The 20,397-nt window shown below is 71.8% G+C and carries 15 protein-coding genes and 1 pseudogene; 5 read left to right on the top strand and 11 right to left on the bottom strand.

Going from position 1 to position 20,397, the window contains the following annotated elements:
* Positions 1–2 precede the first annotated feature (2 nt).
* Positions 3–830, bottom strand: coding sequence for a GvpL/GvpF family gas vesicle protein (locus IO24_RS0109450; protein WP_031133910.1), 828 nt, complete (start codon positions 828–830; stop codon positions 3–5).
* Positions 831–983: 153 nt separating this feature from the next.
* Here IO24_RS0109450 and IO24_RS0109445 point away from each other — a divergent pair, with 153 nt between their 5' ends.
* Positions 984–1,841 carry a transglutaminase-like domain-containing protein gene (locus tag IO24_RS0109445; protein ID WP_031133908.1) on the top strand — a complete coding sequence of 286 codons (858 nt, stop codon included), beginning with the start codon at positions 984–986 and terminating at the stop codon, positions 1,839–1,841.
* 40 nt (positions 1,842–1,881) lie between these two features.
* On the opposite strand, the gene IO24_RS0109440 is transcribed toward IO24_RS0109445, so the two are convergent.
* Positions 1,882–2,430, bottom strand: a complete 549-nt coding sequence (locus IO24_RS0109440) for a DUF1697 domain-containing protein (protein ID WP_031133906.1) — start codon at positions 2,428–2,430, stop codon at positions 1,882–1,884.
* A gap of 338 nt (positions 2,431–2,768) precedes the next feature.
* On the opposite strand from IO24_RS0109440, the gene IO24_RS0109435 reads away from it, so the two are divergent.
* On the top strand, positions 2,769–5,018 hold the full coding sequence (locus IO24_RS0109435; RefSeq protein WP_031133904.1) for an MMPL family transporter: 2,250 nt from the start codon (positions 2,769–2,771) through the stop codon (positions 5,016–5,018).
* 201 nt (positions 5,019–5,219) lie between these two features.
* Here the strand turns inward: IO24_RS0109435 and mgt are convergent, their stop codons facing one another.
* The 5 genes and pseudogenes from mgt to IO24_RS0109410 all read right to left on the bottom strand — a co-directional run bounded on the left by mgt (position 5,220) and on the right by IO24_RS0109410 (position 10,178).
* Complete coding sequence (mgt, locus tag IO24_RS0109430) at positions 5,220–6,425, bottom strand: macrolide-inactivating glycosyltransferase (RefSeq protein WP_031133902.1); 1,206 nt, start codon at positions 6,423–6,425, stop codon at positions 5,220–5,222.
* A gap of 47 nt (positions 6,426–6,472) precedes the next feature.
* Positions 6,473–7,089 (bottom strand): annotated as a pseudogene (locus IO24_RS40490) (23S rRNA (adenine(2058)-N(6))-methyltransferase Erm(C)); the annotation flags it as partial.
* A gap of 31 nt (positions 7,090–7,120) precedes the next feature.
* Positions 7,121–8,395 (bottom strand): ABC transporter substrate-binding protein, encoded by a 1,275-nt coding sequence (locus tag IO24_RS0109420; protein ID WP_031133900.1) that lies wholly within the window; start codon positions 8,393–8,395, stop codon positions 7,121–7,123.
* Complete coding sequence (locus tag IO24_RS0109415) at positions 8,395–9,228, bottom strand: carbohydrate ABC transporter permease (RefSeq protein ID WP_031133898.1); 834 nt, start codon at positions 9,226–9,228, stop codon at positions 8,395–8,397. The genes IO24_RS0109420 and IO24_RS0109415 overlap by 1 nt, the downstream gene beginning before the upstream one ends.
* Complete coding sequence (locus IO24_RS0109410) at positions 9,225–10,178, bottom strand: carbohydrate ABC transporter permease (RefSeq protein WP_031133896.1); 954 nt, start codon at positions 10,176–10,178, stop codon at positions 9,225–9,227. The genes IO24_RS0109415 and IO24_RS0109410 overlap by 4 nt, the downstream gene beginning before the upstream one ends.
* Before the next feature lie 159 nt (positions 10,179–10,337).
* On the opposite strand from IO24_RS0109410, the gene IO24_RS0109405 reads away from it, so the two are divergent.
* Complete coding sequence (locus IO24_RS0109405; protein WP_031133894.1) at positions 10,338–11,201, top strand: phosphotransferase enzyme family protein; 864 nt, start codon at positions 10,338–10,340, stop codon at positions 11,199–11,201.
* A 16-nt stretch (positions 11,202–11,217) separates the two neighbouring features.
* On the opposite strand, the gene IO24_RS0109400 is transcribed toward IO24_RS0109405, so the two are convergent.
* The 4 genes from IO24_RS0109400 to IO24_RS0109385 form a co-directional block, all read right to left on the bottom strand.
* A complete protein-coding gene (locus tag IO24_RS0109400) occupies positions 11,218–11,940 on the bottom strand; it encodes a 3'-5' exonuclease (RefSeq protein ID WP_031133892.1) in 723 nt (240 codons plus the stop codon).
* Between the two features lie 127 nt (positions 11,941–12,067).
* Complete coding sequence (locus IO24_RS0109395; RefSeq protein ID WP_037667662.1) at positions 12,068–13,309, bottom strand: SAV2148 family HEPN domain-containing protein; 1,242 nt, start codon at positions 13,307–13,309, stop codon at positions 12,068–12,070.
* A 102-nt stretch (positions 13,310–13,411) separates the two neighbouring features.
* Complete coding sequence (locus IO24_RS0109390) at positions 13,412–14,728, bottom strand: copper amine oxidase (RefSeq protein ID WP_031133889.1); 1,317 nt, start codon at positions 14,726–14,728, stop codon at positions 13,412–13,414.
* A 58-nt stretch (positions 14,729–14,786) separates the two neighbouring features.
* Positions 14,787–15,605 (bottom strand): hypothetical protein, encoded by an 819-nt coding sequence (locus IO24_RS0109385; RefSeq protein WP_031133887.1) that lies wholly within the window; start codon positions 15,603–15,605, stop codon positions 14,787–14,789.
* A 181-nt stretch (positions 15,606–15,786) separates the two neighbouring features.
* On the opposite strand from IO24_RS0109385, the gene glgX reads away from it, so the two are divergent.
* Positions 15,787–17,919, top strand: a complete 2,133-nt coding sequence (glgX, locus tag IO24_RS0109380; protein ID WP_031133885.1) for a glycogen debranching protein GlgX — start codon at positions 15,787–15,789, stop codon at positions 17,917–17,919.
* A gap of 106 nt (positions 17,920–18,025) precedes the next feature.
* On the top strand, positions 18,026–20,395 hold the full coding sequence (gene treY, locus IO24_RS0109375) for a malto-oligosyltrehalose synthase (protein WP_031133883.1): 2,370 nt from the start codon (positions 18,026–18,028) through the stop codon (positions 20,393–20,395).
* The last annotated feature ends 2 nt before the right edge of the window (positions 20,396–20,397 follow it).

Genomic DNA, 20,397 nt, shown 5'->3' with positions numbered 1-20,397 from the left:
TCTCACGCGGCCGTTTCCTCGTGGGGTTCCGGCTGGAGGGCGAAGGAGTACGGGGCCCAGGGCCCGGTGATCTCCACGCGGAGGCCGGGGACACCCTGGGCGGCCGTGAGGATGCCCGTGCGGAAGGCGTCGACGCGGCCGGCCGGGACGAGGTAGGCGTCGTTGCCGACGTTGGTGCCGGGGGCCGTGCCCGCCAGGCTGCCGCGTTCGGGGGTGTGGGCGACGCGGTCGACGGCGAGGGTGCGGGCCGTTTCGGTGACGCGGGCGGCTGCCAGGGCGACCGTACGCCAGGCCTCCTCGTTCCTGCGCTGTCTGCGGCGGCGGATCACCTGGTAGGCGCGGCCGACCCCGAGGCCCGTGACCGGGTCCTGCGCGGACTCCGGCCCGGCGTCGGGCGGGGTGATGTCCGGGGCGGCGTAGATCTTGACGCCGAGTTCGACATGGCCCGTGAGGCGGTCGAGGAGGGAGAGGAAGTAGCCGCGGCGGGTGTCGAGGGCTTGGCGGGCGCCCTGCTCGTCGCGGTAGACGGTGGCGAGGCGCAGGGGCAGCACGGCGGTGCCCGTGGCGACCAGCGCCGCCACCACGGCGTGGTGGGAGCGGACCGTGGACTCCAGCCAGTCCAGGTCGTCGAGGTGGGCCTGGAGGGGAGCGTCGGCGTAGTCGGCGGGCGGGACGTGGCCGACGGCGAAGGCGAGCTGAGGGCCGGTGACCGCCGGGTCGACCAGGTGGATCGGCTCTCCGGCGACACCGCGCAGGCGGGCCGTGGCCGCCGCGGCCTCGGGGGTGCGGCGCAGGACCGCGTAGGCGTAGACGAGGTTGGTGTCGCTCATGACTGCGGGCTCCTGTCGGTGGCCGTGCGATTCCTCTCGCGAGACTCCGTTCTCGTGCCGTCCGCCCGTAGGTACGCAGGGAGCGGCGGAGGCGTTCACCCGAACGGCCCGGCGGGTTGACCTTGCCCCCGGGGCAGGGCCGAGGCTCCCGGCATGAACGAGGACTTTTCTTCGCGGCAGACGCCGTACAGCGATCCCGGGAACCTCGACACGACCGGGCTGCCCCGCGAGCCGCGCAGGCTGGCCGCGGTGGTCAGGGGCCTGATCATCCACCAGGGTGAGGGCGGGCTCCTGGGGTACGCCGTGCCCGAGGAGCGGCTGCATCACGACGCCGAGTCCCGGTACGTCACGGAGATCCTGCGGATCCTGCGGGAGCGCGGGGACACCGCGCTCACCGAACCGCGGGCGCCCGGCGGGAGGTTCGTGGGGACCTGCCGGGACTTCTCGCTCCTGCTGTGCTCGCTGCTGCGGGCCACGGGGACGCCGGCGCGCCTGCGCTGCGGGTTCGCCACCTACTTCGTCGACGGCTGGTACGAGGACCACTGGGTCACGGAGTACCGGGCGCCGGACGGCGGCCTGCGGCTGGCCGACGCACAGGTTTTCAGCGGGTACGACGTGCCGTTCGACCCGATGGACGTGCCGCGGGACGCCTTCCTGGTGGCCGGTGACGTCTGGCGGGCCTGCCGCCGGGGACGCGTGGATCCGCGGACGTGCGGGTTCAGCGCCGGCGAAGGGCTCCGCGGCCTGTGGTTCGTGCGCGGCAATGTGCTGCGCGACCTGGCCGCGCTGAACGGCGTCGAACTGCTCCCCTGGGACGGCTGGGACCCTCAGCTCCGCAAAGGCGCGCCCCTCACCGAGGACGACCTCGCTGCGGCCGACGCGGTCGCCGCGGCCCGCTCCGAGGACGCGTGGCGGCGGCTCTTCGCGGACCCGCGGCTGTCCGTGCCGGCCGGGATCATCTCGTACTCGCCCCGCCTCGGGGACCGCCGGGTCACCCTGCCCGTCCGCTGAACGGTGTCGCCCGCCGGAACTCCCGACCGCCCGGTCGTGCTCACGTACCCGTCATCTCCACCAGCTTGACGACGGTGTTCCAGTTGCGGGTCGTGGCGGTCAGGCCTTTGGTGATGCGCGGTTTCGACAGCTGTTCCGCCAGTTTGGAGCGGCCCAGGCCGTTCGGCGCGTACAGGTACAGGGCCCGGTCGCCGAGGCGGAACTCCTCGGGGAGAAAGGCGTCCTGGCGGATCGCCGCGAAGCGGTCGCGGGTGACGGGCGCGGAGAGGTAGGTGACGTGGAGCTGCTTGGGTTCCAGGTCGGCGGCCGGGAAGGGGCAGGCGTCGGCGACGGCCCGCAGATAGGCGTGGTCGCGCACGATCACGTCGACGCCGAAGCCGAAGCGCTTCTCGATGGCCTGCGTGATCTCGCCCGCCAGCGACTCCTCGTTCCCGTGGCCGGAGGAGAACACGGCCTGGCCGCTCTGCAGGTACGTACGGACGTCGTCGTGGCCGAGGTCCGCCAGGAGGGTGCGCAGGTCGGCCATGGGGACCTTCCTGCTGCCGCCCACGTTGATCCCGCGCAGCAGGGCCGCGTATGTCGTCGTCATCCGCTCACGATAAGGCGGCCGTCGTGCCCCGTGGGGGTGGGCACGACGGCCGCTGCGGGCAGTTGCCCGGCCCGTAAATTACTCACCGGTCTTCGCGGGGCACAACCGTCTGCTCAGGATCCACACACCCGAGGAGCCCGGAATGTCGTGCGATAGGTGTAAGGGGCCGTAGTCCGCCGGGCTCCTCCCCAGTGGGGAGGGGGTCGCTCCATGGGGATGAGTTCCGGTCCTGCCACGTCACCGGGAAGCACGACGCGATGGCTTTATACGACCCATACCTTCGAAACGAAAGGGGGCGGCAGGGGGCCGCCACCGCATTTCGAGGGGGCAAGCCCGTCATGGGGAACGGAGACATACGGGTGCGGGGCCTCGCCGCCCGGGCCGGCGGCTGGAGCGCCCGGCACCGATGGGCTGCCGTCGGTATCTGGGTGCTGTTCGTCGTCCTGGCGATGGGGCTCGGTTCGGCGGCGGGCCGGGTCGACGTCAAGGACAGCGACCAGCTGAAGGGCGAGACGCACACCGCCGCGCGGATCATCGAGGACGCCGGGATCGACGAGCCGGCCGGTGAGACCGTGCTGATCCAGGCCCGGGGCGCTGGCCTGAAGGCGACGGACGCCGAGTTCCGGGACGCCGTCGGCGCCGTCGTGCGGGCCGTCGAGGGGACCGGCCGGGTCACCGAGGTGACCTCGCCGTACGACACGAAGACGATTTCGAAGGACGGCCGCAGCGCGCTCGTGCAGTTCGACATGCGCGGCGAGCCGGACACGGCCGGCGAGCGGGTCGAGCCGGTGCTGAAGGCCGTCGAGGGCGTCCAGCGGGACCACGAGGCGCTGCGGATCGAGGAGATCGGCGGCGCCAGCATGATGAAGACGTTCGACGACGCGTTCGGCGACGACTTCAAGAAGGCCGAGTACTCCGCGGTGCCGGTGGCCCTCGGCATTCTGCTCATCGCCTTCGGCGCCCTGGTAGCCGCGCTGCTGCCGGTGCTGCTGGCGATCACCGCGATCATGGCGACGATGGGTCTGATGGGCCTCGTCAGCCATGTGATGCCGATGAGCGAGACCGCGAACTCCGTGATGCTGCTGGTCGGTCTGGCCGTCGGCGTCGACTACTGCCTGTTCTACCTGCGCCGGGAGCGCGAGGAGCGCGAGGCCGGCCGGGACGCGCAGACGGCCCTGAGGATCGCCGCCGCGACCAGCGGCCGGGCGATCGTCGTCTCGGGTGTCACGGTGTGTGTGGCCATGGCGGGCATGCTGTTCACGGGGCTCGCCGAGTTCGAGGCGATGGGTCTGGCCTCGCTGATGGTGGTGGCCGTGGCGATGGTGGGGTCCGTGACCGTGCTGCCGGCGCTGCTGTCGCTGCTGGGCGAGCGCGTCGAGAAGGGCCGCCTGCCGTTCCTGCGCCGGCGCAAGCGGGGCGGCGGTCAGGACAGCCGGTTCTGGACGGCCGTACTGCGACGCGTCCTCGCCAAGCCGGTGATCGCGGTGGTGGTCGCGGCCGGAGCGCTGCTGGCCATCGCGGCTCCCGCGCTCGGCATGAAGACGCAACAGCTCACCCTGGACCAGGAGTTCGGCGACTCGCTGCCCATCGTGCAGACGTACAACCGGCTCAACGACGCCTTCCCGGGCGGATCCGAGCCGGCCGAGGTGGTCGTCAGGGCTGACGACATCAACGCGCCGGAGGTGAAGTCCGCGCTCGCCGACTTCCGCGACCGGGCGATCAGTTCGGGCGCTTCACGCGGCCCGGTGGAGATCAAGCTGCACGACGCGCAGAACGTCGCGTTCGTCTACGTCCCGCTCGTCGGCGGCTCCGACCAGGACAAGGCGGGCGCGAGCCTGGACACCCTGCGGGACGAGGTGCGTCCGGCCACGCTCGGCAAGGTCGACGGGGTCGAGGCGCCCATCACCGGACAGGTGGCCGGGTCCAAGGACTTCAACGACCAACTGGCGGGCGCTGTCGTCCCGGTGTTCGCGTTCGTCGTGGTCTTCGCCTTCGCGCTGATGCTGCTGTCGTTCCGTTCGCTGACCATCGCGATCACGTCGATCGTGCTGAACCTGCTGTCGGTGGGCGCCGCGTACGGCATTCTCGTGGCCGTGTTCCAGCACGGCTGGGGCGCGTCCCTGGTGGGCGCGGAGGGCGTCGGCGCGATCATCACCTGGCTGCCGCTGTTCCTCTTCGTGATCCTGTTCGGCCTGTCGATGGACTACCACGTGTTCGTGGTCTCCCGGATCCGTGAGGCGCGGCTGCGGGGCCTGGCGACGAAGGACGCGATCCGGCACGGCGTGGTCACGACGGCCGGGGTGGTGACCAGTGCCGCGGTCATCATGGTCGCCGTGTTCGCGATCTTCGGGACGCTGTCCATGCAGTCCATGAAGCAGATGGGCGTCGGCCTCGCGGCCGCGGTGCTCATCGACGCGACGATCATCCGGGGCGTGCTGCTGCCGGCGGTGATGGCGCTGCTCGGCGAGCGCAACTGGTACCTGCCGAAGTGGCTGCACCGGCTGCCGGACCTCACGCACGACGAGACGCCGCAGGCGGTCACCGGACCGGCGGCGCGGGACGACCAGGGCGAGCCCCTCAAGGTCTGATCCCTGCGGCGGCGCGAAGGGCCCGTCGGTTGCCGGGGCAACCGACGGGCCCTTCCGTTCGCCCTCGTCAGCTCGGCCGCCGCACCTGGAGCACCTGCTCGTCGCGGCGCACGATCTCCGGCTCCCGGTCCGGGCGGGCGCCCCCGAAGGTGAGCCCGCGCGGACGGGAAGGGGAAGTCGTCGGTCTGACTCCGGATGCCGCTACCGGCCCCGGTGGGTGGCCAGTTCGGCCTCGATGAGGTCGGCCGCACGCCTGGTGCCGCCCTCCTGGGCCGTCTGCGCCTGCAGTTCCTTCAGCCGGCGGGCCACCTCCGGGTCGCCGGTCAGCGCGAGGGCCGCCGCGCGCAGGGTCTCGCCGGTCGCCTCCTGGGTGGACAGGCACCGGGCCACGCCGAGGCCTTGGAGCATCTCCGCGTTGCCGAACTGGTCCGCCGCCTGCGGTACGGCGATCATCGGCGTGGCGGTGGCGAGGCCCTCCTGGCTGCCACCGGCGCCTGCGTGCGTGACGAACAGGTCGGCCTGCTTCAGGATCGCCAGCTGCGGCACCCAGGTGCGCACCTCGACATGGGCGGGGACGTCCGCGAACCCGGCCGGGTCGACGTGCTTGCCGACCGAGAGCACCAGGTGCCAGCCCGGCAGGTCGCCGAACGCCTTGACGCACTCCCGGTAGAAGCCGGGCTGCTTGGTGAAGGCGGACCCGAGGGACACGAGCACGACCTTCTCGGCATCGGCCGGCCGCTGCCAGCCGCCCTCGGTGGCGCGGTCGCCCTGGCAGGCGCCGACGAAGGAGTAGACCCGCTCGTCGACACGGTCCGCGTTCGGCTGGAGCGCCTTGGGGAGCAGGACGATGGAGCGGTCGGGCCGGCCCGCGAAGTCGTCGGGGTGCAGGGTGATCCCGTTCTCCTCCAGCCAGGCGTGGAAGCGGGCGTAGTAGGCGCGACCCCGTTCGGTCTTCTTCGGCTCCTCCCACAGGGGCCGGGCGACCTCCTCCTCGTACCCCTCCCAGGCGACCATGGCCGGGGAGAGGGAGACCGCGGGGACGCCCCAGCGGTGGGCGAGGACCCGGCCCGGGTAGGAGGCGATGTCGTGCAGGACGAGGTCCGGCTCGTCGCCCTCGTAGGCCGCGATCAGCTGCGGGAGGGCCTGGACCGCGTCGTCGAGGAACGGCTCCACGTTGTCCAGCAGCGTGCTCCCCCACGCCTCCGGGTCGTCGTCGGGCGAGGGCAGCGTCGAGTTCCATGGCTTCACCTCGGCGCCGGTGCCCGCGACCTTGTCCGCGAGGACGGGCGGGATCGCGTAGGTCACCCGGTGGCCGCGTGCCACTAGCTCGCGGATCACCTCCAGACTCGGGTTCACGTGGCCGTGGGCGGCGATGGAGAACATGGCGATGTGGGCGCGACTGGTCATGCACCGAGACTAGACGAGACGATACGTCTCGTGCAATCTCTTTGTGTTTACGAGGTCAGCACCTCGTGCAGGCGCAGCCACCGCGCCGGGGCCACCTCGCCCACCAGCACGCCCGGGTCCAGCCGCGCCGCCCGGAACGCGGCGTCCACCCGCCGCCTCGGATGGGCCCTGCGCAGCGAGGCGTGCGGTGAGCCGCCCACCCCCGGAGAAACCCAGCTCGACCAGGGACCGCCGGCTGCGGCGGGCGGCGTCGTCGAGCAGCGGGGTCCGGCGCCGTTCGATGCGAAGCACACCGGCGTCCACGCGCGGCACCGGCCGGAAGCCGCGCCGGTCGACCCGGCCGAGCAGCCGCCACTCGAAGCGGGGCCGGCTCCGGACCCTCAGCAGCGTCCAGCTGCCGTAGTCCCCGGTGCGTTTGCGGGCGTACTCGAGCTGGGTGAGCAGGGTGGCGTCGGTGAGGGCGCGGGCGCGCAGGCACAAGCCGACGACGTCAGCGGTCCGGGAGAACGGCACGTTCCCGGCGACCGAGAAGGCCCTACGCGGCGGACGCGCGGCCAGTACGGGAACGAGCCGCGGGTCGATCCCGTACGCGCGCAGCTCCCCGCAGCGTGCGGGCCGGCGGGGCGGTCAACGCGCCTTTGCCCGCGCCGACTTCGAGCAGCAGCGTGACGGGGGAGGTCGCGTTTTCGCCGGGGTCAGCGCTGATAGCGGGCGAGCACCAGGTTGCCGTCCCGCTCCAGCCGTTCACGCAGTTCGCCGAGTCCGATGGCTCCGCTGTAGTACTCCTGCAGGGCGGGGGTCGCCACCTTGTCCTTCCACTCGGGGTAGCCCCGGACCGTCTGCGCGGGCGCCGGGCGCAGCTGGGCGGCGAGGGCGGTGCCGGTGGCCCAGCCGTGCCGCGTCGTGCGCAGGGCGGGGTCCCTGAGCGCCTGCGTGCCGGTGGGCAGCATCCAGTCGCCGAGGGCGAGACGGACCATGTTCGGTGGTCTGAGGAGGAAGTCGAGGAACTCGGCGGCCTCCTTCTTGTGCGGGCAGTCCTCGGCGATGGAGAGGGTCTGGGGGCTGACGCCCTGGGTGAGTCCGCCGGCGCCTGCCGGAGCGGGCAGCACCTGCCAGTCGAAGCCCTCGGGGGCCTGCTGGACGATCTGCTGGCGGTAGGAGAAGCCGAGCGGGACCATCGCGTACCGGCCTGCGAAGAAGCCGGGCAGCGTGTCGGAGCCGCCACTGCCCAGGGTCGTGGGCGAGGCGCTGCGGTCGGTGTTCACCTGGTCGTGGACGGTGCGCGGCACCACCTGGTCGGCTGCCTCGAACCGGACCGTCACCTTGCCGTCCGGCCCCCGGTGAAAGAGCTGTCCGCCCGCCGACAGGGAGAGGTTGAGCGTGGCGGAGACGGGTTCCTTCAGCGGCCAGGCGACGCCGTACTTCCCCCGGCCGCTGAGGCGTTCGGTGATCCGCCGGAACTCGGCCCAGCTCCAGGGTTTTCCGGGGGTCGGGATCCGCACGCCGGACCGCCTGAGCCATGTGGTGTTGGCGATCAGCACGCGCGGTTCCTGGAGGAACGGCACGCCGTAGACACCGTCCCCGAAGGTGGCCGTCTCCCAACTGCGCCGCGGGATGTCCGACTTCAGTCTCGCGGGCAGCAGGCCGGTGAGATCGGCGAGGTAGCCGCCGTAGGCGAAGTCCGCGAGGTCGTCGGAGGCGTCGTGGATGATGTCGGGTGCCTCGCCGCCCTCGAACGCGGTGAGGAGCTGGTCGTGGACGCTGTCCCAGGTGCCCTGGACGTACTCGACGCGGACGTCCGGGTGGGCGGCGTTCCACTCTTTCACCAGTTGCTTGTTGGCCTCGACGGACTCCTCCTGCCAGGCCAGGGACTGGAAACGCAGGGTGATCCGGCCGTCGTCGCGGGTGCCGCCCGAGGAGCAGCCGGCGAGCAGCAGCAGGAGGACCAGGGCCAGCAGGCGGGCGCGCATCAGCTCTTCACCGCCCCGGTGAGCATGCCGCCCGTGATCCGCCGCTGGATGATCGCGAAGACGGCGAGTGAGGGCAGTGTCGCGAGGAACGCCGCTGCCGCGAGCGGGCCGAGGTCGGCGACGCCCTCGGCGCCGATGAAGTGGGTGAGGACCACGGGAAGCGTCTGTTTCTCCGGTGTCTTGAGGAGCACGAGCGCGAAGAAGAACTCGTTCCACGCGGTGATGAACGCGAACAGCCCGGTCGCCACGATGCCCGGCGCGAGCAGCGGTGCCGTCACCGACACCAGCGTCCGCACCCGGCCCGCCCCGTCGACCGCCGCCGCCTCCTCCAGTTCGGGCGGCACGGCGCGTACGTACCCGGCGAGCATCCACAGCGCGAAGGGCAGTGCCCACACCACGTACACCAGCACCAGCCCCGGCACGGAGTTGATCAGGCCGAGGTTCTTCAGCACGAGGAACAGCGGGATGATCAGCAACACGAACGGGAACGCCTGGCTGACCACCACCCAGCCCGTCACCGCCTTCGCGAGCCGGGTGCGGCGGCGGGCGACGACGTAGGCCATCGGCGTCGCGATCAGCACGGCGACGACGGCCGCTCCGAGCGCGGCGAGCAGGGAGTTGAGCGCGGCGTGCAGCAGCGGCTGTTCGTCGAAGGCCTGCCGGAAGTTGGCGAGGGTGGGGTCCTTCGGGATCCATGTCGGGTGCAGGCTGCCCAGCTCGCGCGGCGGCTTGAACGCGGTGGAGACCAGCCAGAGGAACGGGAAGGCGAGGAAGACGAGGTACGCGAGCAGCGCGGTGTACTGGCCGGCGCGGGCCGGACGGCTGGTCCTCACGCGTCGTCACCTCCCCTGAGGCGGCCGGCGAGGAACACGGCCAGGGCGATCGAGATCACGGCGACCAGCACGCAGCCCATCGCCGCCGCGTAGCCGAACTGCCCGTAGCGGAAGGCCTCTTCGTAGGCGAAGAGCATGGGCAACCGGGTCCGGCCGCCCGGGCCGCCGTTGGTGAGGACGTAGACCAGGGCGAAGGAGTTGAAGTTCCAGATCAGGTTGAGCGCGGTGATGGCGAGGGCGATGGGCCGCAGGGCGGGCCAGGTGACCGTGCGGAAGCGGCGCCAGGCGCCCGCCCCGTCGACCGCCGCCGCCTCGTGGAGTTCGCGCGGGGTGTTCTGCAGGCCGGCGAGCAGCGCCACCGTCGTCTGGGGCATGCCCGCCCAGACGCCGACGACGATCACGGCGGGCAGCGCCGTCGCCAGTCCGCTGAGCCAGTCCCGGCCGCCGCCGAGCCCGATGTCTCGCAGGGTCTCGTTGAGGATGCCCGCGTCCGGGTTGTAGACCAGCCGCCACATGATGCCGACGACGACCTCGGGCATGGCCCACGGGATGATCGCCAGGGCACGGGCGAGCCAGCGCAGCCGCAGGTCCTGGTTGAGCAGCAGGGCGAGGCCCAGCGCGAGCAGGAACTGCGGCACGGTCACCCCGACCGCCCACACCAGCCCGATGCGGAACGACTCCCAGAACAGCGTGTCGTGCAGCAGGTCCCGGAAGTTGAGGGCCCCGATCCACCGCGTGGGCTCGGTGCGCCCCGACTGGGCATCGGTGAAGGCCAGCAGGATCCCGTACAGCAGCGGGCCGACACTGAGGACGAGGATCGGGATCAGGGCGGGCAGCACCAGGAACCAGGCGCCGTGGTCGACGGCTTGCCGGGGCCGGTCCTCACCGGGTCTGCGGCCGGTCCGCCTGTCCGGTGGCGAAGGTGGCGAAGCCTCGGTCACCGTTGTCACGGAATCAGCCCCTTTACCCACTCGGCCGGCCTGCTCATGCTCGTGAAGGCCGTGTGCCTCGTCAAGGCACCGCGTACGCCGCCCGACCTGTGCCGATGCGACACTGACCGGTGGATGGCCGGAACCCGACGGTCGAAGCGCGGACGACGGAGGCGGACGATGGACGAGGCGCGGGCGCGGGACGTGGTGGCCGCGGCGGGGGTGCTGCCCGGTTCGGTCCGGGAGGCGCGGTTGCTCGCCCTGGGCGAGAACGCGGTGTTCGCCGCCGGCGACCTGGTCGTCAAGGTCGGCCGCGACGCCGGACTCCTCGACCGGGCGCGCCGCGAACTGGACGTGGCGGTGTGGCTCGCCGAGGCGGGCGTGCCGGCGGTGCGGGCGGCCGAGCCGAAGGCGCTGCTGGTCGACGGGCATCCGGTGACGGTGTGGCATCGGCTGCCGGATGCCGTGCGGCCCGCCGAGCCGCGGGATCTGGCCGAACTGCTACGGGTCGTGCATGCCACGCCTCTTCCTCCCTTCGACCTTCCGGCCCGTGATCTGCTGGGCGGTGTGGAACGGTGGCTGCGGCTGGCGGGGGACGTGATCGACCCGGCGGACGCGGCGTATCTGCGCGAGCGGCGGGACGGGTTCGCCGCCCGGGCCGCCGCGCTCACGCCGCATCTGCCGCCGGGGCCGATCCACGGGGACGCGCTGCCGCGCAATGTGCAGGTCGGACCCGACGGGCCCGTGCTGGTGGATCTGGAGACGGTGTCCGCGGATCTGCGGGAGCACGATCTCGTGGTGATGGTGCTGTCCCACGACCGGTACGGCGTTCCGGACGAGGCGTACGCGTCGTTCGCTCAGACCTACGGCTGGGACGTACGCGAGTGGGAGGGCTGCGGTGTGCTGCGCGGGGCCCGGGAGACGGCCAGTTGCGCATGGGTCGCTCAGCACGCCCCGAGCAACCCGAAGGCGCTGGCCGAGTTCGAGCGGCGGGTGCGGTCCTTGAGAGACGGGGACGAGACGGTGCGGTGGTATCCGTTCTGACCGCCTGACCGCCGGCTCAGACCGGCTCGTCCGCCGACTCCCGCAGCGGCCACGTCCCGTCGACCAGGGCCGTCGCGTCGCCCTTGCCGCGCAGGAAGCTCTGGAAATCCGCCGCCCACTGCGCGTACCACTCGATCTGGTGGTGGTGCAGGGCCGCCGGACCGAGGGTGGCGATCTTGGGATGGCGGTCGGCTATCGCCCCGGCCAGCCGGGCCGCCGCCAGCGCGTCGGCCATGGCGTCGTGGGCGGTGTCCAGGACGACGCCGTACTCGGCGCAGACCGCTTCGAGGTTGCGTTTGCCGCGGCGGTAGCGGTCGACCCAGCGGTCGATGGTGTACGGGTCGATGACCGGGGCCGGATCCGCACCGCCCAGGCGCTCGCGCAGGGACGGCAGGCCGTGGCGCCGCAACTCCGCGGAGAGCAGGGTGAGGTCGAAGGCCGCGTTGTAGGCGACGACCGGCACACCCGTCTTCCAGTAGGACGTGAGGACATCGGCGAGCGCGTCCGCCACCTGGTCGGCCGGTCTGCCCTCGGCCGCCGCCCGCTCGTTGCTGATGCCGTGCACCGCGACCGCGTCCTCGGGGATCGGCACTCCCGGGTCGGCCAGCCACTCCCGGCGCCCTATCGGCTCCCCGCCCCTGACCTCGATCACGGCCCCCGTGACGATGCGCGCCTCGCGCGGATCCGTGCCCGTCGTCTCCAGGTCGAAGCCGACCAGCAGCTCCCGGTGCCAGCCCATCGGCCGTCCCCCTTCTTGTGGTGCGTTCCCCCAGTGGTCCCCACCTTCCCACGCACCACTGACAATCAGAGGATCGCGTTCCGCTTACCCGCGGCGGGCCGGGAACCACCGTGCACCGGGGCGCCGCTCAGGACACCGGCCGCGAATCCGCCCACATCACCTCGAACTCCTCGCGATAGGTGGGGAAGAGGCCCGTTTCGTCCATCTCCCCCGACTTGACCACCTTGCCGCTGTTGCGCAGTACGAACACCGGCGCCTCCATGCCCCGGGTGCGGCGCAGATAGTTCTGCACGACCGCGATGCCGTCCGCGCCGTCGCCGTCCACCAGATACGCCGTGAAGCGGGGTGTCTCGTCGAAGACCTGGATCTCGAAGGCGCCCGGGTCGCGCAGCCGGGCGCGCACCCGGCGCATGTGCAGGATGTTCATCTCGACGGCCCGGCTGAGTTCGCCGCGCTTGATGCCCAGTTCGCGCTCACGCCGCTTGACCGCGCTGGAGGCCGGGTTGAGGAACAGCAGCCTGACCCGGCAGCCGGACTCGGCCAGCCGCACCAGGCGCCGGCCGGAGAAGTTCTGCACGAGCAGGTTGAGGCCGATACCGATGGCGTCGAGACGGCGGGCGCCGCCGAAGACGTCCTCGGCCGGGAACTGCCGCATCAGTCTGACCCGGTCCGGGTGGACGGCGACCACGTCGGCGTACCGGTCGCCGACCAGGTCCTCGACCGCGTCGATGGGCAGCCGGCGCGCCGACGGCACGTCTCCGCCCGCGCCGAGCATCTCCAGCAGCCTGGCCGAGGCCCGCTCGGCCTGGCTCAGCACGGCCTCGGACAGGGCCCGGTTGCGTGAGACGACGTTCCGGGTGACCTCCAGCTCGTCCAGGGCGAGTTCGACGTCCCGGCGGTCGTCGAAGTACGGCTCGAAGCAGGGCCAGTGCTGCACCATCAGCTCGCGCAGCTGCGGCAGGGTGAGGAAGGAGAGCACGTTGTCGTCGGCCGGGTCGAGCAGATAGCCCTTGCGGCGGCTGACCTCACGGACGGCCACCGCGCGCTGCACCCACTCCTGGCCGGCCGGCCCGGCAGCGGCGACCACCCAGTCCTCGCCGTGCACGGGTTCGTAGACGGGCCGCAGCACGGCGGCGACCACCGCGCGCAGCCGCTGTTCGACGAGGTTCAGCCAGATGTAGGCCCGGCCGGCCCGCTGGGCGCGGGTGCGCACCTCGCGCCAGGCCTCGGCGTCCCAGTCCAGCTCCGGGCCGATCGAGCCCGTCGCGTCCATCGGCCGCGCCAGGGACACGGCACCGGTCGGGACGTCAGTGGAGTTCCCCTCGTGACCCTCGTCACCAGGGGGCAGCTCCAGCCCTCCCGAGCCCACCCGCGCACCGCCTTCCACTCCCCCGGGCACCGCCCTTGTCAACGATCAAGGAAGGGTACTCCGGGAGCGGTCGGCGGTGCAGCCGGATGGGCAGGGTGGTTCTCAACCGCGGGGCTGCCAGTGCCCGTTCTGCCAGCCGAGCTCGGCCGGAGTGAGCGGATTCATGGCGGTGACGTCGCGCGGGGCGATGGAGAAGCCCTGCCAGTGGACGGGCATGGGCTGCTGGTCCTCGTCCCGGGCTATGTGGTGGAAGCCGATGTTCATCCACATCACCGGGTGGGTCAGGGCCTGTCCGTTCACCCACTTGTCGACGGACTTGCCTGCTCCGGCTCCGCAGTTGCCGGGGTTGTGGCTGGCGAACAGTTCGCACTTGTTGTACTGCGTGACGTACAGGTCGTGCTTGGTGTAGCTGCGGCCCGGGTACTTGGTCGTGGGTCCGGGGACGATCTCGTAGGAGCGCGCGTGTCCGTCCTTGTTCTTTCCGGTCGCGCTGACCATGCGCCACCAGCGGTAGTTCTTGCTGTCCCCGGCGAGTTCCTTGCTCACCTTGGTGCGGGTCGTCTTGGTGGTGGGGGCGCGCTGGCCCCTGACCGGGGCGGCGACGGTGGAGTCGTACTGCTCGACCTTGTTCTTCGTGGAACCGTCGAGGGCGAAGTCGAGCCGCCAGAAGGCGTTGTGGCTGTGGCTGGTGGACTTGGCGCTCGCGCCCTTGCCGATGGGCCAGCCGCGGCCGTCGCCGGCGTCGTAGTCGTCCCAGGACAGGCTGCCGGTGGCGCCGACGTTCATGGTGATCGCGCCGTCGTCCTGGAAACGCCACTCGGTCATGTACTCGTACCAGCCGACCTGGTTGACCGTGTAGACGAGGAGGTCCTTGCCCTCGGCCTGGAAGACCTTGTTCGCGGTGTCGCCCTGCATGCGGTAGGCGTGGCCGCGGGAGCGGGTGGTGGTGCACAGGCCCTTGACGTTCGGGTCCTCGTTCCAGGAGTCCGGGACCTTGACGGACTTGATGGTGCCGCCGGGGCACTCGCTCGGCGCCAGGTTCATCAGGCCCTGGGCGAAGTCGAAGCCGGTGAGGTCGTCGTACTCGATGTTGCCGTCGTCGTAGGGGACGTGGATCTGGCCGAGCCGGGCGCTGTTGAGGACCTTGATCTGTTTGGGTTCGCCCTTGGGCTGGTACGAGATGTTCTCCAGCACGAGGCCGGCCTTGCCGTCGTAGCGCCAGCACATCCGCCAGGTGGTTCCGGAGGAGAGCTTCTGCTCGATGCGGTAGGCGGCGCTGCAGGCGGCGGCGGGGGCGGGGGCGGCCTTCGGCTGGGCGGTGGCCGGTCCCGCGCCGGCCGTGGCGCCCGCGGCCAGCGCGGCCACGGTCAGGGCCGCGGCCGCCCGGGTGCGGGCCTTGGTGTTGCTGTTCACGCGCATGACGAGATGACTCCCTGACGAGGAGGAGCGGGGTGGACGGGTGAGCGGAGAGGGCGGGTCAGAGGCCGAGCCGGGCGACCTTGCGGGCGCTCAGGTCGATCACGAGCGACCTGGCGTCGACCCACGGACCGTTCTTGATCTTCGGGAAGAGCCGGACACAGCGGTGCTCCCCGCACCGGTCCAGCACGGCGGGCTGGGCGCCCGGCGCGGCCCGGTAGACGGCTCCGCTGAGCTGGAGCTGGTCCGGGGAGGTGAGCGCCTTGCCGGTGGCGTCCTGGTAGTCGGCCTTCAGGCCCGCGCCCAGCGGGTCGGCGATCAGGAGGCCGGCCGCCTCGGCCTTCTCGGCGCGGCTCAGGGGCGGCTGGACACCGTGCTGGGTGGCGGTCGCCACCACCTTGCCGGTGCCGAGATCGACGGTCCGGGTGACGAGGGTGTCGTCCCGGTAGTCGTAGAACGTCACGTCGGCACGCCGGGGTGCGTCCGGCTTGCCGGCCTCGTCGGCCTCGGGTTCGGCGAGGTCGACGCCGAGGCGCTGCGGCCCGCGGTCCCCGTCGACGCTCTCGCTGCTGCGGAACAGCTGCCGGCTGAGGGCGATCTTCTCGACCCGCTTCAGCTCGTCGTCGGTCAGCGGATCGCGGCCCTCGCCCTGCTGCCCCTCGGCGGGCGCCGCCTCGACGACCCCCGGCGCCACGGCCGCCCGGCCGCCCGCCGCCGCACCGCCGGCCACCAGCGGGGCGGACCGCCCCGCCCGGGTCCCGGTGTCGTCCGCCCCCGCCGTGCCCGGCAGGGTCACCGCCACCATCACGGCGGTCGCGGCCACCGCGATGGTCGTACCGGCCACCATCTTGCCCAGGTGGCGGTGCACTATGTTGCGCACGTCTTCCCCCTACTCCCCCAACAGCCCCGGGAGTATGTATTGGCCCCAAGAGTTCGGCATACCGCGTATGCACTGGTCACTCGGTAAGAGGGAGATAAGTCATAGGAGGTTCCCTCACTTTCGGGGAGACTCGGGACCAAGGCGTCCCCACCGGCGCCGCACACCTGAAAGAGTCGTATCCATGCAGGTCTGGCCTGGCGAGGCGTATCCACTCGGTGCCACGTACGACGGCGCCGGTACCAACTTCGCGGTCTTCACGGAGGCCGCGGACCGAGTAGAGCTGTGTCTGCTGCACGACGACGGCTCGGAGACGGCGATCGAGCTCCGGGAGAGCGACGCGTTCGTGCGGCACGCGTACGTGCCGGGCATCATGCCCGGGCAGCGGTACGGGTTCCGGGTGCACGGCCCGTACGCACCCGAGCACGGACTGCGGTGCAACTCCGCGAAGCTGCTGCTCGACCCGTACGCGCGTGCGATCAGCGGTTCGATCCGCTGGGGCGAGGAGGTCTACGGCTACCACTTCGACGATCCCGACCGGCGCAACGATCTCGACTCGGCGCCGCACACGATGACGTCGGTCGTGGTCAACCCCTACTTCGACTGGGGCGACGACCGGCGGCCGCGCACCCAGTACCACCACACGGTGATCTACGAGGCCCATGTCAAGGGCCTCACCATGCTTCACCCCGGGCTGCCGGAGGAGCTGCGCGGCACGTACGCGGCCCTCGCGCACCCGGCGATCATCGAGCACCTCACGGCACTCGGGGTCACGGCCCTGGAGCTGATGCCCGTACACCAGTTCGTGAACGATCACCGCCTGGTCGACATGGGCCTGAACAACTACTGGGGCTACAACACCATCGGCTTCTTCGCCCCGCACAACGCCTACGCGTCCTGGGGCGACCGGGGCCAGCAGGTGCTGGAGTTCAAGTCGGCGGTCAAGGCGCTGCACGAGGCCGGGATCGAGGTGATCCTCGACGTGGTCTACAACCACACCGCCGAGGGCAACCACCTGGGCCCGACCCTGTCCTTCAAGGGCCTGGACAACTCGCGCTACTACCGGCTGACGGAGGACCCCCGCTACTACATGGACACGACAGGGACGGGGAACTCCCTGCTCATGCGGTCCCCGCACGTGCTCCAGCTGATCATGGACTCGCTGCGGTACTGGGTCACGGACATGCACGTCGACGGATTCCGCTTCGACCTGGCGGCGACACTGGCCCGGCAGTTCCACGAGGTGGACCGGCTGTCGTCGTTCTTCGACCTGGTGCAGCAGGACCCGGTCGTCTCCCAGGTGAAGCTGATCGCCGAGCCGTGGGACGTCGGCGAGGGCGGCTACCAGGTGGGCAACTTCCCGCCGCTGTGGACCGAGTGGAACGGCAAGTACCGGGACACCGTGCGGGACCTGTGGCGGGGCGAGCAGCGCACCCTCGCCGAGTTCGCCTCGCGGCTGACCGGCTCGTCCGACCTGTACCAGGACGACGGGCGCCGCCCGCTGGCCTCGATCAACTTCGTGACCTGCCACGACGGCTTCCCCCTGCACGACATGGTCGCCTACAACGACAAGCACAACGAGGCCAACGGCGAGGACAACCGGGACGGCGAGAGCCACAACCGGTCCTGGAACTGCGGGGTCGAGGGCGAGACCGACGACCCGGACGTGCTGCGGCTGCGGGCCCGGCAGATGCGGAACTTCATCGCGACGCTGATGCTGTCCCAGGGCGTGCCCATGATCAGCCACGGCGACGAGTTCGCCCGCACCCAGGGCGGCAACAACAACGCCTACTGCCAGGACAACGAGCTCGCCTGGGTCGAGTGGCCCGACGAGGGAGAGGACGCGGAGGGGACCCTCGGCAGGGAGCTGCTGGCCTTCACGCGCGCGATGGTGTGGCTGCGCCGCAACCACCCGGTCTTCCGCCGCCGGCGCTTCTTCCACGGCCGGCCCGTGGAGGGCACGCACGACGACTTGTCCGACATCGCCTGGTTCACCCCTGACGGCCGGGAGATGACCCAGCGGGACTGGGACTCGGCGCAGGCGGGCGCGCTGACGGTGTTCCTCAACGGCAACGCGATCTCCGAGCCGGACGCCCGCGGAGAGCGCATCACCGACGACTCGTTCCTGCTGATGTTCAACGCCTCGCCGAAGCCGTTGCAGTTCGTGGTTCCGGTCAATCACGGGCAGCAGTGGGAGGTCGTGGTCGACACAGCCCTCCCGGAGGGTGTGCCCTCGGACACCGGCCCGAAGGTGCAGGCCGGGGACCGGCTGACCCTGACGGACCGGAGCATGACGGTGCTCCAGCGGCCCGTCTGACCGCTCAGCGCGTGCGCGTCGCCCGGAAGCCACTCGTCCGGGCGACGCGCGGCGCGCCTGGCGCGGGCGATGACACGAACGGCGGCGGGGCGGGTACGTACGTTCCATGACACCTGAGCGACTTGACCCGGTGGTGCCCACGGCCACGTACCGGCTGCAACTGCAGCCCGAGTTCCCGTTCGGAGCAGCCGCGGCCGTCGTGCCGTACCTGGCCTCGCTCGGCGTCTCGCACCTGCACCTCTCCCCCGTCCTGGAGGCGGTGCCGGGCTCGACGCACGGCTACGACGTCGTCGACCACGCGCGCGTGCGCGAGGAGCTGGGCGGCGAGGAGGGGCTGCGGGCACTTGCGCGCACCGCGCGCGAGCACGGCCTCGGCCTGGTGGTGGACATCGTCCCGAACCACATGGCCATGGCCCCGCGCCACAACCGGGCCCTGTGGGAGGTGCTGCGCGAGGGCCCGAAGTCGCCGTACGCGCGGTGGTTCGACATCGACTGGGAGGCGCAGGACGGGCAGGTGCTGCTGCCGGTCCTCGGCGGGCCGCTGGGCGAGGTGCTCGACGAGCTGCGCGTCGACGGTGACGTGCTGCGCTACTACGACCACGTCCTCCCGCTGCGCGAGGGCACCGAGGACCTGCCGCTGCCGCACCTGCTGGACGCGCAGTGGTACCGCCCGGTGTGGTGGCGGCTGGCCCGGACCGAGCTCAACTACCGGCGGTTCTTCAGCATCTCGGAACTCATCGGGGTCCGGGTGGAGGATCCGGAGGTGTTCGAGGCCACCCACGACAAGATCCTCGAACTGCTGCACGAGGGTGTGATCGACGGGCTGCGCGTCGACCACCCCGACGGGCTCGCCGACCCCGACGGCTACCTCCGGCGGTTGCACGAGGCGACCGGGGGCCGCTGGACGGTCGTGGAGAAGATCCTGGCCGACGGCGAACGCCTGCCCGCGTCCTGGCCCGTCGCCGGGACCACCGGCTACGACGCCCTGCGGCACGTGGACGGGGTCTTCACGGACCCGGCCGGGTTCGGGGACCTGCTGGGTCAGTACCGGCGCTTCGCGGCCCCGCAGACGGACCGGGGCGGACAGTGGGACGCGACGGTGCGGCGGGCGGCGTACAAGGTCCTCACGCACGAGCTGGCCACCGAGACCGAACGGCTGACGAGGGTGGCGACCCGGCTGTGCGCGACCTCGCCGGAGCCGGCACTGCGCGACCGTGCGCCCTGGGCGCTGCGCACCGCCCTCCAGGAGCTTCTCGTGCGGATGGAGGTCTACCGGTCCTACGAGTCCGCCGACGCCGCGTCCGTGGTCACCGAGGAGGCCGCAGCCGAGGCCCGGCACGCCTTCGCCGTGCCCGAGGAGGCCGGGGCGGTGGACGTCGTGCGGGACCTGGTGCTGGGCCGGTACGGGGACGAGCCCGCGCAGGTGGAGTTCCGGACGCGGTTCGCGCAGACCTCGTCGGCCCTGCGGGCGAAGTCCGTGGAGGACACGGCGTTCTACCGGTACGTGCCGCTGCTGTCGGCGACCGAGGTGGGCGGGAACCCGGGCGCTCCCGCGCTGCCGCCGGAGGAGTTCCACGCGTACTGCGCGCGTGTGCAGCGCGACTGGCCGGTCTCGGGGACGGTGGCCACCACGCACGACACCAAGCGCAGTGCGGACGTCCGGGCGGCGCTGCACGTGCTCACCGAGTGCCCGGACCGCTGGGCGGACGTCCTCGCGGAGGTGACCCGCACCGGGGAGGGCGTGCCGGACGCGCAACTGGCGTGGGCAGCCTGGCAGACGGTGTTCGGGCTCGGCCCGGCGTCCGGGGTGCCGGAGCGGGTGCAGGGGGCGCTGCTGAAGCACGTGCGTGAGGCGGGCCTGTACACGAGCTGGACCGAGCAGGAGCCGTCGTACGAGGAGGCGGTGGAGCGGTTCGTGGCGGCCGGGCCGTGCGGGGAGCCGGGCGAGCGGGTCGCCGCGTTCCGGGAGTCGCTGGCTCCGCACATCCGGGCCAACGTGCTGGGCACGGCCCTGGTGCACCTGACGATGCCGGGCGTCCCGGACGTGTACCAGGGCACGGAAGCCGAGTACCGGGCGCTGGTCGACCCGGACAACCGGCGGGCGGTGGACTTCCCGCCCGCGGAGTCCGGCGGCACGTCCGGGGAGAAGGCGGCGGTGACGCGGGCGGCGCTGGGACTGCGGGCCCGGCGGCCCGGCGCCTTCGGCGACACGGCGACGTACATGGCACTGCCGGCCGAGGGACCGGCGGCGGCGCACTGCCTGGCGTTCGTCCGCTCCGGCGAGGTACTGACGGCCGTGACACGCCTGTCCCTGCGGCTCGCGGAGGCGGGCGGCTGGCAGGACACGCGACTGCCGCTGCCGCCGGGCCGCTGGGCGGACCTGCTGGAGCCGGGGCGGGAGTTCACGGGGCACGCGCGCGTGGCGGAGCTGTTCGCGGGGGTGCCGGTGGCGTTGCTGGAGAGGGTGGGTGACTGAGT

Source organism: Streptomyces flavovariabilis, assembly GCF_000725785.1.
GTDB classification, from domain to species: Bacteria; Actinomycetota; Actinomycetes; order Streptomycetales; family Streptomycetaceae; genus Streptomyces; species Streptomyces hawaiiensis.
Note: the sequence above shows the minus strand (reverse complement) of the source record. Positions and strands in the feature narration are given on the sequence as shown.

Coding starts and splice junctions, on each gene's coding strand:
- IO24_RS0109400 (WP_031133892.1), bottom strand. CDS start 11,940: ATGGGCTGGCACCGGGAGCTGCTGGTCGGCTTCGACCTGGAGACGACG.
- IO24_RS0109435 (WP_031133904.1), top strand. CDS start 2,769: ATGGGGAACGGAGACATACGGGTGCGGGGCCTCGCCGCCCGGGCCGGC.
- glgX (WP_031133885.1), top strand. CDS start 15,787: ATGCAGGTCTGGCCTGGCGAGGCGTATCCACTCGGTGCCACGTACGAC.
- mgt (WP_031133902.1), bottom strand. CDS start 6,425: ATGACCAGTCGCGCCCACATCGCCATGTTCTCCATCGCCGCCCACGGC.
- treY (WP_031133883.1), top strand. CDS start 18,026: ATGACACCTGAGCGACTTGACCCGGTGGTGCCCACGGCCACGTACCGG.
- IO24_RS0109420 (WP_031133900.1), bottom strand. CDS start 8,395: ATGCGCGCCCGCCTGCTGGCCCTGGTCCTCCTGCTGCTGCTCGCCGGC.
- IO24_RS0109405 (WP_031133894.1), top strand. CDS start 10,338: ATGGACGAGGCGCGGGCGCGGGACGTGGTGGCCGCGGCGGGGGTGCTG.
- IO24_RS0109440 (WP_031133906.1), bottom strand. CDS start 2,430: ATGACGACGACATACGCGGCCCTGCTGCGCGGGATCAACGTGGGCGGC.
- IO24_RS0109450 (WP_031133910.1), bottom strand. CDS start 830: ATGAGCGACACCAACCTCGTCTACGCCTACGCGGTCCTGCGCCGCACC.
- IO24_RS0109445 (WP_031133908.1), top strand. CDS start 984: ATGAACGAGGACTTTTCTTCGCGGCAGACGCCGTACAGCGATCCCGGG.
- IO24_RS0109390 (WP_031133889.1), bottom strand. CDS start 14,728: ATGCGCGTGAACAGCAACACCAAGGCCCGCACCCGGGCGGCCGCGGCC.